Origin of the sequence: Klebsiella planticola ATCC 33531, assembly GCF_000735435.1 — a bacterium.
GTDB lineage: Bacteria > Pseudomonadota > Gammaproteobacteria > Enterobacterales > Enterobacteriaceae > Klebsiella > Klebsiella planticola.
In genome coordinates, this window is sequence record NZ_JMPP01000067.1 from 45,837 (window position 1) to 59,720 (window position 13,884).

Sequence of the window (13,884 nt, forward strand, 5' to 3'; positions counted from 1 at the left end):
GGCCTGACGCCTTACCCGGCCTGTGTTCCTGTATATCAGCAGGCTGCGTTTTCCCGTAGGTCCGGGCAAGCGCAGCGTCACCAGACGCTTGTCCGATGACGTCTCCATCCAGTCACTGACTGAACTGGCGAAACAAGGCTTTGCCTTTTAACAAACGCAACCCTAGCCAGCCACCGCATAACGACAGCAGGAGCGCACCACACAGCGGCAACATCACCCACAGTCGCCAGTCCGGCGTCCACGGAAAATCAAAGACTTTGGTTTGCAGCATCGCCAGCGCCACCTCCGCGCCGATGGCCGCCACTACGCCGGAGACCACGCCCAGCAACGCAAACTCCGCCCACAGCGTGGTACGCAACAGCGACTTTCCGGCCCCCAGCGTGCGCCAGACCACCAGCTCCTGATAGCGCTGGCGCATACCGACCTGAACCTGCGCCAGCAGCAGTAAAATGCCGCACGCGGTCACCAGCACCACCATCACCTCCAGCGCCCGACTGACCTGTGTCAATACCTGGCCCACCTGACGGAGAATCGCACCAATATCCAGCAGGCTGACGGTGGGGAATTCGCGATTAAGCTGCGTCAACAGCGTATTGCCGTTATCCCAGCGGAAGCTGGTCAGCCAGCTTTGCGGCTGCCCGTCGAGCGCCCCCGGCGGGAAGATAAAGAAGAAGTTTGGCCGCAGGCTCTCCCAGTCAACTTTACGCACGCTGGACACTTTCGCGCTAAAGTCCTGAGTATCCCCGGTAAACGTCACGCTATCGCCAGGCTTGACGCCCAACCGCTGCGCCAGCCCCTCTTCAATCGAGACCTCCCCGGCTTTCGGCGGCCAGCTTCCGGCCACCAGCGGATTATGATCCGGCCGCTCGCTGCGCCAGGTCAGATTCAGCTCACGGTTCAACGCTTCGTCTTTATTGTTCTCCGCCGCCTGACCGTTAATCTGCGTCAGGCGGGCGCGCACAATCGGATAAAACTCGGTCGCCGTAACATGATGCCCGGCGAGGAACGTTTTCACCGCAGCGACCTGCTCCGGGGCAATGTTGATTAAGAAGTAATTGGGGCTTTCCGGCGGCAGTTGCTGCTGCCAGCGATCCAGCAGATCGCCGCGCAGCACCAGCAGCAGCGCCAGCAACATAAACGACAGCGAAAATGCCGCCAGCTGACTCAGGGTTGACCACGGCTGGCGCAGCAGACGGTTCACCGCCAGACGCAACGGCAGCGCTTTCAAGGTCAACCGTTTCAACATCCACAGCAGCCCCCAGCCCAACACGCCGCACAGCAGCGCCAGTACCACGGCACCGGCCAGTACCGCCCATAGCAGCGGGCTTCCGCCCATCAGCCAGGCCAGCAGAATCACCACCACCGCACACACCAGCGGAATATACAATTTCAGCGGCCAGACGTTGGCAACGACATCCTGACGCAGTACCCGCAGCGGCAGCGTTGCCAGCAGCAGGCGATAAGGTCGTAACCCCACCAGCAGCGAAATCACCACCATCGCGCCGATCGCCCACAGCCACGGCCAGCCGCTGGCCGGCGGTAAAGCCACCGGTAGCACCGGTTTTAGCATCAGCAGCAGAATCTGCTCGAGCCCCGCCCCCATCGCGCCGCCGGCCACCGCCGCCAGCGCCAGCAGCATCAGCCACTGGCCGACAATAAGCTTACGCAGCTGCGCGCGTCCGGCGCCAAGAGTTTTCAGGATCGCCACCAGATCGTAGCGGCTGCGGCAGTAATGGCTCATCGCCACCGCCACCGCGGCCACCGCCAGCAACAGAGTCAGCAGCGCAGACAGCAGTAAAAACTGCTGCGAGCGTTCCAGTGATTTGCCTAAGGCGCTGTCGTCCTGCTCCAGGCCGATCCAGCGATGTTCAGGCCCCAGCTTCGGCAGGAGCCACTTTTCATAGTCCGCCAGCTGCTGCGGGGTTCCGGCGTACTTATAGCGCCAGGAGACACGGCTGCCGGGCTGTACCGCGCCGGTTTTCGCCACATCGGCGGTGTTCATCATCAGCCGCGGCGCCATCTGGAAAGGGTTGAAGCCGGCATCCGGCTCTTGTAGCACCTCGCCAGCAATACGCAGCGTGGCATCGCCGACATCAAGAGTATCGCCGATTTTTAAGTTCAGCAGCGCCATCAGGCGCGGGGCCAGCAGCACGCTTCCGGCCTGCGGTTTCAGGCCCGGCGGCTGCGTCTCCAGCTTACCGTAAAGCGGATAGGTATCATCCACCGCCTTCACATCCGCCAGCTGCGGCGTATCGCCGGCAAAGGTCATGGTGGCGAAGCTCAGCTGCTCTCCGACGGTGAGTCCGAGCCTGCGCGCCTCGTCAATCCACTCGGCAGGCACCTCACGCGAGCTGCGCAGCGTCCGGTCCCCGGCCATAAATTCGCGACTCTGTTGGCTGAGCCCCTTTTCCATCCGATCGCCGATCGACCCCAGCGCCAGCACGCAGGCCACCGCCAGGCTCAGCGCCAGCCAGACTATCAACAGCGAGGGCGAGCGCCATTCGCGCCAGAACCAGCGGGCAATCATGCTTCCTCCCGCAGCAGGCCGTCCACCAGGCGCAGCCGCCGATCGCAGCGCGCCGCCAGCAGCGGATCGTGGGTCACCAGGATCAGGGTGGTACCATGCTCTCGATTAAGGGAAAACAGCAGATCGGCAATTTTGTCGCCGGTATGGCGGTCAAGATTGCCGGTAGGCTCATCGGCAAACAGCAGCTCAGGCCGACCGTTAAACGCGCGGGCGAGCGCCACCCGCTGCTGCTCACCGCCGGAAAGCTGCGCCGGCAGATGATGAAGACGTTTACCCAGACCCAGTTGCTCCAGCAATGCCCGGGCGCTGCCACGGCTTTGGTTATCGGTCTCACCGCGAAGCAGCGCCGGAAGCTCGACGTTTTCCAGAGCATTAAGCGTTGGAATCAGCATAAATGACTGAAAGACAAAGCCGACATGTTTGGCCCGCAGCCGCGCCCTTGCCTCTTCATCCATCGTATGCAGCGGCTGGCCGAGTAAGGAGACCTCACCGCTGCTGCCGTCATCCAGCCCGGCAAGTATCGCCAGCAGGGTCGATTTCCCCGACCCCGACTCGCCAATCAGGGCGATGGTCTGCGCCGGTTTGACAACCAGCTCAACTCCGGTAAGGATGGAAAGCTGATGCTCTCCCTGACCGACGGACTTCTTAAGATGATGAACTTCAAGTATGTTTTCCGCTGGCATTTGCCTTTCCTGTTTCTGATTTTTTTTGCCTGCCGCGCCATGGCCGCAGACAAGCTATTAGTTCTTGGCGATAGCCTGAGCGCCGGTTATCGCATGGCCGCCAGCGCCGCCTGGCCTGCGCTACTCAACGATAAGTGGCAGACCACCACGCCGGTCATCAACGCCAGCATCAGCGGCGACACCTCTCAGCAAGGGCTGGCAAGACTCCCGGCGCTGCTCAAGCAGCATCAGCCGCGCTGGGTGCTGGTCGAACTGGGAGGCAACGACGGGCTACGCGGCTTCCCGCCCCAGCAAACCGAACAAACTCTGCGGACGGTGATTCAGGATATCAAAGCCGCCAACGCTCAGCCGTTGCTGATGCAAATTCGCCTGCCCGCCAACTATGGCCGTCGTTATAATGAAGCCTTTAGCGCCCTGTATCCGGCCCTGGCCAAAGAGTTTGATATTCCTCTGCTGCCCTTTTTTATGGAAGAGGTCTATCTGAAACCCCAGTGGATGCAGGATGATGGCATCCACCCCAATCGCGATGCCCAGCCTTTTATTGCCGACTGGATGGCAACCCGGCTGGCTCCCTTAGTTAATCATGACTCCTGATCTTCAGGCGTCGCTTGCAGGTAAAGTTATGCAAAAATCGGTTTTAGTTACAGGCTGTTCCAGCGGTATTGGTCTTGAAAGCGCCCTCGATTTAAAACGCCAGGGCTTTAACGTCCTGGCCGCCTGCCGTAAAGCGGACGACGTGGCGCGGATGCAGGAGCTCGGGCTGACCGGTATTTTGCTGGACCTCGACGATCCGCAAAGCGTTGAACGCGCCGCTGCGGAGGTCATCGCCCTGACCAATAATCGCCTGTACGGGCTGTTTAATAACGCCGGATACGGCGTCTATGGCCCGCTCGCCACCATTAGCCGTCAACAGATGGAGGCGCAGTTTTCCGCCAACTTTTTTGGCGCACACCAGCTGACGATGTTACTTCTGCCGGCAATGGAGCCGCACGGCGAAGGGCGTATCGTCATGACCTCCTCGGTCATGGGGATCATCTCCAGCCCCGGTCGCGGCGCCTACGCGGCCAGCAAATATGCGCTGGAAGCCTGGTCCGATGCGCTGCGTATGGAGCTGCGCTATAGCGGCATTAAGGTCAGCCTGATTGAGCCCGGTCCCATCAACACCCGTTTTACCACCAACGTCAACCAAACCCAGCGCGATAAGCCGGTGGAGAATCCGGGTATCGCCGCACGCTTTACCCTCGGCCCGGAAGCGGTGGTGGAAAAAGTGCGCCATGCTTTTACCAGCGACAAACCGCAATTACGCTATCCGGTGACGCTTGTCACCCACGCCGTGGCGCTGCTCAAACGCCTGCTGCCGACGCGACTGATGGACAAAATTATCCAGGGCTGAGTTGAAGCTCCGGCTGTCGCCCCCATGTATACCCAAAATCGACTAAAGAGATGCGCTCATGTCAGTACAGAATGTTATCAATATTACCGAAGCTAACCTGCACCAGACGCTGGAGCAATCCGTTACTGCGCCGGTGCTGTTTTATTTCTGGTCAGCGCGCAGCCAGCACTGCGAGCAGCTGACGCCGGTTCTGGAAGGACTGGCTGCGCAATACAACGGGCAGTTTACGCTGGCGAAAGTGGACTGCGATGCTGAGCAGATGCTTGCCTCACAGTTTGGCCTGCGCTCAATCCCGACGGTTTATCTGTTCCAGAACGGCCAGCCGGTAGACGGCTTCGAAGGCCCGCAGCCGGAATCAGCCATCCGTGCGCTGCTGGATAAAGTGCTGCCCCGCGAAGAGGAGCTCAAAGCTCAGCAGGCGCTGGCGCTGATGCAGGAAGAAAAATATCTTGAGGCTCTGCCGCTGCTGAAAGACGCGTGGCAGATGTCGAACCAGGACAGCCAGATTGGCCTGCTGCTGGCGGAGACGCTGATCGCGCTGCAGCGTTCCGACGAAGCCGAAGCGGTGCTGAAAACCGTTCCTATGCAGGATCAGGATACCCGCTATCAGGGGCTGGTCGCGCAGATTGAGCTGCTGAAACAGGCGGCCGATACGCCGGAAATTCAACAGCTGCAGCAGCAGGTTGAACAGCATCCTGAAGATGCCGCGCTGGCCGCTCAGCTCGCGCTGCAGCTGCATCAGGTTGGCCGCAATGAAGAAGCGCTGGCGCTGCTGTTCAGTCATTTGCAGAAGGATTTAGGCGCCGGAGACGGCCAGGTACGCAAGATGTTGCAGGAGATCCTTGCCGCACTGGGTACCGGCGATGCCCTGGCGGCGAAGTACCGCCGTCAGCTCTATTCGCTGCTGTACTAATCCCCTTATCCACGTCAATCCCCCCGGTCGCGCTACGCTTACCGGGGCTACGGGGCGGAAACGCCGCACCTGTTCTCCGAAACGCCCCCGGTCGCGCTGCGCTTACCGGGGCTACGGGGCGAAAACGCCGCACCTGTTCTCCAAAACGCCCCCGGTCGCGCTACGCTTACCGGGGCTACGGGGGCGAAAACGCCGCATCCTGTTCTCCGAAACGCCCCCGGTCCGCGCTGCGCTTACCGGGGCTACGGGGCGGAAACGCCGCACCTGTTCTCCAAAACGCCCCCGGTCGCGCTGCGCTTACCGGGGCTACGGGCGGCACTGTCGTGCCGCCATCCGGGGAGCCGTTACGTTTATGAGTGCTTTTTCAACTGCGTCACCACCAGCTGATGGCGGGCGTTAAAGAACTTGCGGTAGGTCAGATAGCCGGCGATGATCGTCGACAGACTGGCGGTAGAGAGCAGCATAAACGTCACCATAATCTGATATTTAATGGCCTTCACCGGATCAATGCCGGCAAAAATCAGCCCTGACATCATGCCGGGCAAACTCACCAGCCCCACCGTTTTAGCCGAATCGATAGTCGGGATCAGCGATGCGCGAATACTGTCGCGAATTAACCCGGCAGCCGCCATTTTCGGCGTGGCGCCCAGGCTGAGCTTCTCCTGAATTTGCTGCTGCTCGCTGTTGAAGCGCTGTCCCATATTGTTGTAGCACAGCCCGACCGCCACCATCGCGTTCCCGGCCACCATCCCGGCGATCGGAATCACCTGCATCGGCACAAAAGCAATGGAGCCGGAGAAGACCAGCACCGCCAGCGTCAGTCCGGCGCCGGTCGTAATGGCAATAAATGACGACAGGAAGGCCTTATCAATATATTTGCTGCGCTTTTGCGCGTTCCATGCCGCGTTAAAGCAAATAAACAGCACCATCAGCAGCGTCAGCAGCGCGTGATTGACGTTGAAGATATATTTCAGGACGTAGCCGACAATAATCAGCTGCACCACCGCCCGACAGATACTCCAGACGATATCTTTTTCCAGCGCCAGTTTTTCCCGGTAGCTCACAATAATCGCCACCAGCACCAGCACCATCGAAAGCGCCAGCGATTCGTTGGTAATATTATGCCCGTTCATGAGACACCTCCTGAGCGCTGCCGCCGGCGGGCTGCAACGTGATCACCTCATCAGCATGGGCAATTTCATTGCGATCGTGGGTGACCCACAGCACCGCAATATTTTTTTCCGTCACATAACGATGAATAATATCGTTGACGTTGTGTTTATTACTTTCATCCAGCGCGCTGGTAATTTCATCAAGCAACAATACCTGGGGCAAAAATTGCAAATTACGGATCAGCGAAACCCGCTGCTTTTCTCCCCCAGAAAGCTCATTGATTGATTTTTCCAGCGTATTTTCCGCAAGACCAAAGCGTTGTAAATCAGCGACCAGCGCCGCAGGATCCGGCTGCTGATGGCGAATCTGCCAGGGAAAAATCAGATTGTCATAAACCGAGTCACCAAACAGCGCCGGGGTCTGCGCGCAGTAGGAGACCTGCTGGCGGTAGGTTTCCGGCGAGAGCGCCGTAATATCCCGATCGGCAAAAAAAATCTGCCCGGAGGTAGGACTCAGCAGCGAGGCGATAATTTTCAGCAAGGTGCTTTTTCCACAGCCGGAAGGCCCGGTAATCAGCTTAAATTCTCCGGCCCGCAGCTGGAGATTTATATTATTAAGAATGACCGTCTCGTCGACCTGAAAGCCAACATTCGCAAGACGCAAAATAGCGTTATTTTCCTTCATTATTGTTCCACTTTTTTCCCACAACCCTGCTAGTTTACTCCAGTTTCCTTTCGCCTGGGTGAGGAGAAAGATATACTCAATTTAAACCTGCGTCATTTTTTCTGGCGCCTCATCAGGCAATAAAACAGGAGGTTTTTTGATGCTGATCTTTATCCCCGTACTCATTTTCGTCGCGCTGGTTATCGTCATGGCGGGCGTTAAAATTGTCCCCCAGGGCTTCCAGTGGACCGTTGAGCGTTTCGGCCGCTACACCATGACGCTGCAACCGGGTTTAAGCCTGGTGGTGCCATTTATGGATCGGATTGGCCGTAAGATTAATATGATGGAACAGGTGCTTGATATTCCCTCCCAGGAGGTTATTTCACGCGATAACGCCAACGTTACTATTGATGCCGTGTGCTTTATTCAGGTCATTGATGCGCCAAAAGCGGCTTATGAGGTCAGCAATTTACAGCAGGCGATCGTCAACCTGACGATGACCAACATTCGTACCGTTCTTGGCTCGATGGAACTTGACGAAATGCTCTCCCAGCGCGACAGCATTAACACCCGCCTGCTGCATATTGTCGACGAAGCGACGAACCCGTGGGGCGTCAAAATTACCCGCGTCGAAATTCGCGACGTGCGCCCGCCGGCTGAACTGATTGCCTCGATGAACGCCCAGATGAAAGCCGAACGAACCAAACGCGCCTATATTCTTGAAGCCGAAGGGATACGCCAGGCCGAAATTCTCAAAGCCGAAGGGGAAAAGCAGTCGCAGATCCTGAAAGCGGAAGGGGAACGCCAGTCGGCATTCTTGCAGGCCGAGGCCCGCGAACGTTCTGCGGAAGCGGAAGCCCGCGCGACGCAGATGGTCTCGTCCGCTATCGCCTCCGGCGATATTCAGGCGATTAACTACTTTGTGGCCCAGAAATACACCGATGCGCTGCAGAAAATTGGTTCCGCCAATAACAGCAAAGTGGTGATGATGCCGCTCGATGCCAGCAGCCTGATGGGCTCTATCGCCGGTATCAGCGAGCTTATCAAAGAAGGTTCTGGCGAACGGAAAAAATCATGATCGCGCTCATTCTCGCCCATCCGCATATTTTCTGGCTGAGCCTCGGCGGACTCCTGCTGGCCGCTGAAATGCTGGGCGGCAACGGCTATCTGCTGTGGAGCGGCATCGCCGGCGTAGTCACCGGACTCCTCTCCTGGGGGCTGCCCTTCGGCTGGGAGTGGCAGGGCACGCTGTTCGCCGCGATGACCTTGCTGGCCGCCTGGCTGTGGTCACACTGGCTGCGCAGGCAGGTCGCGCGCCAGAAACCGGCCGACGCGCAGCTCAACCAGCGCGGCAAGCAGCTGGTCGGCCGCGTCTTCATGCTGGAAAGCCCGCTGATCAACGGCCATGGTCACGTACGGGTTGGCGACAGCTCGTGGCCGGTGGTGGCCGATGAGGACCTTGCCGCAGGCAGCCACGTAGAGGTACTGGCCGTCGAAGGTATTACGCTGCGCGTGCGGGCCACCGCGCCACGCCGCTAAGCCTGCGCCTTGCGGTGGCAGCAGCCGGAAAGGTTGTCGATAATTGGACAATCGGCGCCGTCATCGCCGGGACAGGCTTCCGCCAGCGCCAGCAGATGCCTGCGCATATTTTGCAACTCGCTGATATGGCGCTCAATATCCGCAACTTTATCCAGCGTTCTGCGCTTAACGTCCGCACTGTGCCGCGACGGATCGTTAAACAGAAAGATCAGTTCGCGGCACTCCTCAAGATTAAACCCGACCTGCCGCGCCTGGCGCAGTAAGGTCAGTTCATCCAGGTGCCGTTGACTGTAGCTGCGATAGCCGTTTTCACTGCGCAGCGGCGGCGTGACCAGTCCCTTCTCTTCATAAAAGCGAATCGCTTTACTGGTTAAGCCGGTTTTTTTTGCCACATCGCTGATATTCACGTGTCCTCCGTCGATTGGCGCCTACAGAGCATCATTATAACTCACTTCCCGCCATCGCCTACCGGGCGACGCCTCAGGAAGCCTTCTTCCTTTCAGAGTAGCGCGTCCGGGGCATCATTTTCTGTAACAATTGCCTGTTATAAGTGATCGCTTTCGCAATCCTGACTCTTTCATCTTTCAATTCTACGCGGGTAGATCTATTAATCTGCCGAAGAAATATAATATCTACGCGAGTAGAACATGAAGAGTTAAAACCTGCGGCTTTTGTCGACAGCTCACTTCAAGGAGTTCTTATGAACACGCATTCATCCTCTGTTCCCCTGACTGACGGCCAGCAGGCTGCCCAGGAGCGCATGGAAACCCCCGAAGGGCGCCGCGAATTCTGGCGAGCGACGTTTTCCTGCTGGTTAGGCACCACGATGGAATATGCCGATTTTGCGCTCTACGGACTCGCCGCCGGTATTATCTTTGGCGATGTCTTTTTTCCACAGGCCACCCCAGTCATGGCGCTTCTCTCCAGCTTTGCCGCCTATTCCGTTGGTTTTATTGCCCGGCCCATCGGCGCGCTGCTGTTTGGCTGGATAGGCGACCGGCACGGACGCAAAATTGTCATGGTGATCACCATCGGCCTGATGGGATTCTCAACCATGCTAATCGGCTTAATTCCCGGCTACGCCCAGATTGGCGTATGGGCGCCGGTGTGCCTGGTTATTCTGCGATTTACTCAAGGGCTGGGGGCCGGAGCAGAACTCTCAGGCGGCACCGTGATGCTCGGTGAATACGCCCCCGTGAAGCGCCGCGGGCTGGTCTCTTCCATTATCGCTCTCGGCTCCAACAGCGGCACTTTACTCGCCTCTCTGGTCTGGCTCGTTGTCTTACAAATGGACAAAGATGCGTTGCTCAGTTGGGGATGGCGCATCCCTTTCCTCAGCAGCATTCTCATCGCCGCGACGGCGCTGTTCATTCGTCGCCATATCCGTGAAACTCCGGTCTTTGAACGACAAAAAGCGCTGCTCAAGGCCGAACGTGAAAAATCGCTGCGCCGCGGCCAGGCCATGAAACAGCAGGACACCCGTGGCTTCTGGCGACGCACCCGTGCGTTCTGGACAATGGTCGGCTTACGCATCGGCGAAAATGGCCCATCCTACCTCGCCCAGGGTTTTATCATTGGCTATGTCGCCAGGGTTCTGATGGTCGATAAATCGGTCCCGACGGTGGCCGTGTTTATCGCGTCGATTCTGGGATTCGCCATTATTCCGCTGGCGGGCTGGCTTTCCGATCGCTTCGGTCGGCGCATCATCTATCGTTGGTTCTGTCTGTTACTGATCCTCTACGCCTTCCCGGCCTTTATGCTGCTCGACTCCCGTGAGCCGTGGATTGTTATCCCCACCATCATTACCGGTATGGGGCTCGCTTCGCTGGGTATTTTCGGTGTCCAGGCGGCCTGGGGCGTTGAGCTTTTTGGCGTGACTAATCGCTATACCAAAATGGCCTTCGCCAAAGAGCTGGGCTCAATTATGTCGGGCGGTACCGCGCCGCTGGTGGCCTCGGCGCTGCTCTCGTTTTACGGGCACTGGTGGCCTATCGCAGTCTATTTCTCGCTGATGGCTGCCATCGGTCTGGTGACCACCTTTTTCGCTCCGGAGACGCGCGGACGCGATCTCAATTTACCTGAGGACGCAATTTGAGCACGGAGAACGCTGGATGCGCGTTCTTTACCCAAGATTTTTGGGGGACAACACCTTATGCTGTGCGGAAAAGAGAATGCTCTGAACTCAACCAGGTAGGTGCCTCGTGACCCAATCACATTCACAACGCGTAACACGTTCCGATGTCGCAAAGGAGGCGGGAACATCTGTCGCTGTCGTGAGTTACGTTATTAATAACGGTCCACGTCCCGTTGCCGAGGCGACCCGGCAGCGCGTGTTGCAGGCGATCAAGAAAACCGGTTACCGGCCCAATGGTATCGCCCGCGCTCTGGCCTCGGGGAGTACGCAAACTTACGGGCTTGTGGCCCCGGATATCTCAAACCCGTTTATTGCCTCCATGGCGCACGCCCTGCAGCGCGAAGCGTTCGCTGACGGCAAGGTCCTCCTGCTGGGGGATGCGGGTGATAACAGCGGACGGGAGCGTGAATTGATCAACAACATGCTCAATCGCCAGGTTGACGGCCTGATTTATACCAGCGTTGACCGGCACCCGTATATTGAGTTGATTGAAGAGAGCGGCACGCCCTGCGTGATGTTGGATCGCGTCGATGCCGGATTAAACGTCAGCGTTATTCAGGTGGATGAACAGCTGGCGGCCTGGCAGGTGACGAAACATCTTATCGATCACGGCTACCGCGATATCGGCATTATCTGTGGCCCGCGTGAAATGCTCAACACCCAGGATCGTATTCGGGGATGGCAGTTAGCGCTGGAAGAAGCGTCGCTGGCGGTCACTCCTGGCTGGATTTTTTCGACCAACTATACGCGGGCAGGAGGCTATGAGGCGACAAAACGTATGCTGCAGGGTAAGCCTCCGCGCGCGCTGTTCGCCACCAATGAACAACAGGCGATCGGCTGCTTACGCGCGCTGGCAGAGCACGGGCTGCGTGTGCCCCAGGATGTGGCGCTGGTCTGCTTTAACGCCACACAAGAATCGGCTTACAACGTCCCTTCCTTAACGGCCGTCCGCCAGCCCGTCGACAAAATGGCCCGGGCGGCGATCGACATGCTGAAAAACTGGGACGGTAAGGTTCGCCGCGTTGAATTTGAGTTTTATTTACGAGTGGGAGAGTCGTGTGGCTGCCAGGGACATGAAGTACAACCTGAGACAAGATGAAAATGAATCCATGCGCGTGATTATCGACTGCGACCCGGGGAACGGCATTCCGGGTGCCAATATCGATGATGGCCTGGCGTTGGCGCTGGCGATTGCCGCACCGCAAATCACCCTGGAAATGATCACCACCGTGGCAGGCAATACGCCGGTAGAAACCGGCTATGCCGTCGCCAAAGAGCTCGTCCGACAGCTAGATATCCCTGTTTCGGTCTACCGCGGCGCCGCCCGCGCCCTCAGAGAAGACCCGCTGCCGTGGCGCGAAAAACTTGATCATGGCGTCGATCGCGCTGGCTTACGCCAGCTATGGTCGGACGTCCCTGCCCCGCCAACCTGCCAGGCCGTGCAGCCTCTGGCACCACAGGCCATCGGCGAGCTGATCTGCAACCATCCCGGCGAGATAACGCTGATTGCCACCGGACCACTCACCAATGTGGCGATAGCGCTACAGCTCTATCCCGATATCGTTGGTACGGTTAAAAACATCGTGATCATGGGCGGGGTGTTCAACGTTGCGGGCTATATAAAGGACACCAATTTTGGTTTGGATCCTGAAGCGGCACACGCCGTACTCACCAGCGGCGCGCCTGTCACGCTGGTGCCGATGGATGTCACCACGAAAACGCAAATGCTTCATCGCGATCTGGATCGTCTGACTTCGGTAAATAACGGGCTTAGTCGTTATCTGGCCCAGACTGTTCGCCCGTGGATCGCCTACTCAATGCAGACCCGCAACCTGCCCGGATGTTGGATCCATGATGTGTTAACCGTTGCCTGGTTACTTGATCCGACAATGGCGACGACCACAGAAGATTACCTCGACGTCTCCCTGGAAGGCATCACTCGCGGTATGACCTGCCGCTACGGGCGTGACGGCCTGCGCCTGGAGGTGGGGATTCCCGAGCCGCAAGGCGCGACAGTACGCATCCTCGAAAGTATCGATAATAACCATCTTCTGGCGCTGCTCGAACACTATATTCACCGTTACCGCGCCTAGCATTCCTGCACAGGCAAGAGGAACAGCACGCGCTGCGCGGGCAGGGTTTTGCGGAGGAAAAATGAATACGTTGGCGCTCATCTTATCTGGCGAGGGAGAATCTGCTTTCATTACGCTATGCAAAATTGGCGTGGCTTTTATTCTCGGCGGAATCATCGGCCTGGAGAGAGAATCAAAAGGTAAGCCGGTTGGCTTTAAAACCTGCGTGATTATTTCCGTAGCCAGCTGCGTCCTGACGATTGTCTCGATCCAGTCGGCGGAGTATTACGCTGAGATCTCCGCCAACATCCGCAGCGATCCGATGCGCCTGGCGGCGCAGATCATCAGCGGCGTCGGATTTCTCGGCGCGGGGGTGATCCTCCACCGCCATGATGATGCGATTTCCGGGCTGACGACAGCGGCAATAGTATGGGCTTCCGCAGGGGTAGGCATTACCAGCGGCGCCGGTTTTTATCTCCATGCTCTTCTCGCCACCGGATTATTCCTGCTGGCGATCAAGCTCAGTTATTTCGTCATTTTTTTACAAACTAAAAATCAGTCACCCGGCAAAGTAAAAATCCGCATTATCCTTGATGAAAAATCCGGCTTAGAAACGCTAATAACGGGTATTACGCAGCAAAAAAATATTATCGAAACCATCACGATCCGTGATTTAAAAAAGGGAAAAATAGAGGTCAACCTCAAGATGGTGGTGAGGAAAAAAATGACCTTACCCGAACTGTACAGCAGCCTTTCTTCTCTGGAACATGTCTGCGCGATTGCGCTGGAACACTAAAAACGCCGCGGCAAATAAACACCTTGACCTTCCCCTTGCTGGAAGGTTTAA

General features: G+C 57.7%; 14 protein-coding genes. 9 read left to right on the forward strand and 5 right to left on the reverse strand.

What is annotated here, in order from left to right:
- Positions 1-112 precede the first annotated feature (112 nt).
- Both ybbP and ybbA read right to left on the reverse strand, forming a co-directional pair.
- Positions 113-2,527 (reverse strand): putative ABC transporter permease subunit YbbP, encoded by a 2,415-nt coding sequence (gene ybbP, locus GRPL_RS01980; protein ID WP_032700672.1) that lies wholly within the window; start codon positions 2,525-2,527, stop codon positions 113-115.
- Positions 2,524-3,210, reverse strand: a complete 687-nt coding sequence (gene ybbA, locus GRPL_RS01975) for a putative ABC transporter ATP-binding protein YbbA (protein ID WP_032689236.1) — start codon at positions 3,208-3,210, stop codon at positions 2,524-2,526. Before ybbA ends, ybbP begins: the two co-directional genes overlap by 4 nt.
- On the opposite strand from ybbA, the gene tesA reads away from it, so the two are divergent.
- Genes tesA through GRPL_RS01960 form a run of 3 tightly spaced genes read left to right on the forward strand, consistent with a single transcriptional unit; the run spans position 3,181 to position 5,516 of the window.
- Positions 3,181-3,804: a multifunctional acyl-CoA thioesterase I/protease I/lysophospholipase L1 gene (gene tesA, locus GRPL_RS01970; protein WP_032689237.1), complete on the forward strand. Its 624-nt coding sequence runs from the start codon at positions 3,181-3,183 to the stop codon at positions 3,802-3,804. The two genes, ybbA and tesA, sit on opposite strands and share 30 nt — an antisense overlap.
- Positions 3,794-4,603 carry an SDR family oxidoreductase gene (locus tag GRPL_RS01965; protein WP_162180125.1) on the forward strand — a complete coding sequence of 270 codons (810 nt, stop codon included), beginning with the start codon at positions 3,794-3,796 and terminating at the stop codon, positions 4,601-4,603. Before tesA ends, GRPL_RS01965 begins: the two co-directional genes overlap by 11 nt.
- Before the next feature lie 58 nt (positions 4,604-4,661).
- Positions 4,662-5,516 carry a co-chaperone YbbN gene (locus GRPL_RS01960; protein ID WP_032689178.1) on the forward strand — a complete coding sequence of 285 codons (855 nt, stop codon included), beginning with the start codon at positions 4,662-4,664 and terminating at the stop codon, positions 5,514-5,516.
- Positions 5,517-5,866: 350 nt separating this feature from the next.
- Here the strand turns inward: GRPL_RS01960 and fetB are convergent, their stop codons facing one another.
- Together fetB and fetA are read right to left on the reverse strand one after the other, a co-directional pair.
- A complete protein-coding gene (gene fetB, locus GRPL_RS01955; RefSeq protein ID WP_032689179.1) occupies positions 5,867-6,649 on the reverse strand; it encodes an iron efflux ABC transporter permease subunit FetB in 783 nt (260 codons plus the stop codon).
- Complete coding sequence (gene fetA, locus GRPL_RS01950; protein WP_032689180.1) at positions 6,636-7,313, reverse strand: iron efflux ABC transporter ATP-binding subunit FetA; 678 nt, start codon at positions 7,311-7,313, stop codon at positions 6,636-6,638. The genes fetB and fetA overlap by 14 nt, the downstream gene beginning before the upstream one ends.
- A 139-nt stretch (positions 7,314-7,452) precedes the next feature.
- Between fetA and GRPL_RS01945 the strand changes: the two genes are divergently transcribed.
- On the forward strand, positions 7,453-8,370 hold the full coding sequence (locus tag GRPL_RS01945; RefSeq protein WP_032689181.1) for an SPFH domain-containing protein: 918 nt from the start codon (positions 7,453-7,455) through the stop codon (positions 8,368-8,370).
- Positions 8,367-8,831, forward strand: a complete 465-nt coding sequence (locus GRPL_RS01940) for an NfeD family protein (protein WP_032689182.1) — start codon at positions 8,367-8,369, stop codon at positions 8,829-8,831. The genes GRPL_RS01945 and GRPL_RS01940 overlap by 4 nt, the downstream gene beginning before the upstream one ends.
- Here the strand turns inward: GRPL_RS01940 and cueR are convergent.
- Complete coding sequence (cueR, locus tag GRPL_RS01935; protein ID WP_032689183.1) at positions 8,828-9,238, reverse strand: Cu(I)-responsive transcriptional regulator; 411 nt, start codon at positions 9,236-9,238, stop codon at positions 8,828-8,830. The two genes, GRPL_RS01940 and cueR, sit on opposite strands and share 4 nt — an antisense overlap.
- Positions 9,239-9,531: 293 nt before the next feature.
- Here cueR and GRPL_RS01930 point away from each other — a divergent pair, with 293 nt between their 5' ends.
- From GRPL_RS01930 to GRPL_RS01915, 4 genes are all read left to right on the forward strand, one after another.
- A complete protein-coding gene (locus tag GRPL_RS01930; RefSeq protein WP_032700673.1) occupies positions 9,532-10,926 on the forward strand; it encodes an MFS transporter in 1,395 nt (464 codons plus the stop codon).
- A 106-nt stretch (positions 10,927-11,032) separates the two neighbouring features.
- Entirely contained in the window at positions 11,033-12,064 is a 1,032-nt protein-coding gene (locus GRPL_RS01925; protein WP_032696511.1) for a LacI family DNA-binding transcriptional regulator, read from the forward strand.
- Positions 12,039-13,058: a nucleoside hydrolase gene (locus GRPL_RS01920; protein WP_032700674.1), complete on the forward strand. Its 1,020-nt coding sequence runs from the start codon at positions 12,039-12,041 to the stop codon at positions 13,056-13,058. Before GRPL_RS01925 ends, GRPL_RS01920 begins: the two co-directional genes overlap by 26 nt.
- Before the next feature lie 61 nt (positions 13,059-13,119).
- On the forward strand, positions 13,120-13,833 hold the full coding sequence (locus GRPL_RS01915; RefSeq protein WP_032696513.1) for an MgtC/SapB family protein: 714 nt from the start codon (positions 13,120-13,122) through the stop codon (positions 13,831-13,833).
- Positions 13,834-13,884: the final 51 nt, after the last annotated feature.

What these genes read in the sequence shown, in the direction of transcription:
- ybbP (WP_032700672.1), bottom strand. Translation starts at nt 2,527, where the DNA reads ATGATTGCCCGCTGGTTCTGGCGCGAATGGCGCTCGCCCTCGCTGTTG.
- GRPL_RS01930 (WP_032700673.1), top strand. Translation starts at nt 9,532, where the DNA reads ATGAACACGCATTCATCCTCTGTTCCCCTGACTGACGGCCAGCAGGCT.
- fetA (WP_032689180.1), bottom strand. Translation starts at nt 7,313, where the DNA reads ATGAAGGAAAATAACGCTATTTTGCGTCTTGCGAATGTTGGCTTTCAG.
- GRPL_RS01945 (WP_032689181.1), top strand. Translation starts at nt 7,453, where the DNA reads ATGCTGATCTTTATCCCCGTACTCATTTTCGTCGCGCTGGTTATCGTC.
- GRPL_RS01965 (WP_162180125.1), top strand. Translation starts at nt 3,794, where the DNA reads ATGACTCCTGATCTTCAGGCGTCGCTTGCAGGTAAAGTTATGCAAAAA.
- GRPL_RS01960 (WP_032689178.1), top strand. Translation starts at nt 4,662, where the DNA reads ATGTCAGTACAGAATGTTATCAATATTACCGAAGCTAACCTGCACCAG.
- fetB (WP_032689179.1), bottom strand. Translation starts at nt 6,649, where the DNA reads ATGAACGGGCATAATATTACCAACGAATCGCTGGCGCTTTCGATGGTG.
- GRPL_RS01940 (WP_032689182.1), top strand. Translation starts at nt 8,367, where the DNA reads ATGATCGCGCTCATTCTCGCCCATCCGCATATTTTCTGGCTGAGCCTC.
- ybbA (WP_032689236.1), bottom strand. Translation starts at nt 3,210, where the DNA reads ATGCCAGCGGAAAACATACTTGAAGTTCATCATCTTAAGAAGTCCGTC.
- GRPL_RS01915 (WP_032696513.1), top strand. Translation starts at nt 13,120, where the DNA reads ATGAATACGTTGGCGCTCATCTTATCTGGCGAGGGAGAATCTGCTTTC.
- GRPL_RS01920 (WP_032700674.1), top strand. Translation starts at nt 12,039, where the DNA reads ATGAAGTACAACCTGAGACAAGATGAAAATGAATCCATGCGCGTGATT.
- tesA (WP_032689237.1), top strand. Translation starts at nt 3,181, where the DNA reads ATGAACTTCAAGTATGTTTTCCGCTGGCATTTGCCTTTCCTGTTTCTG.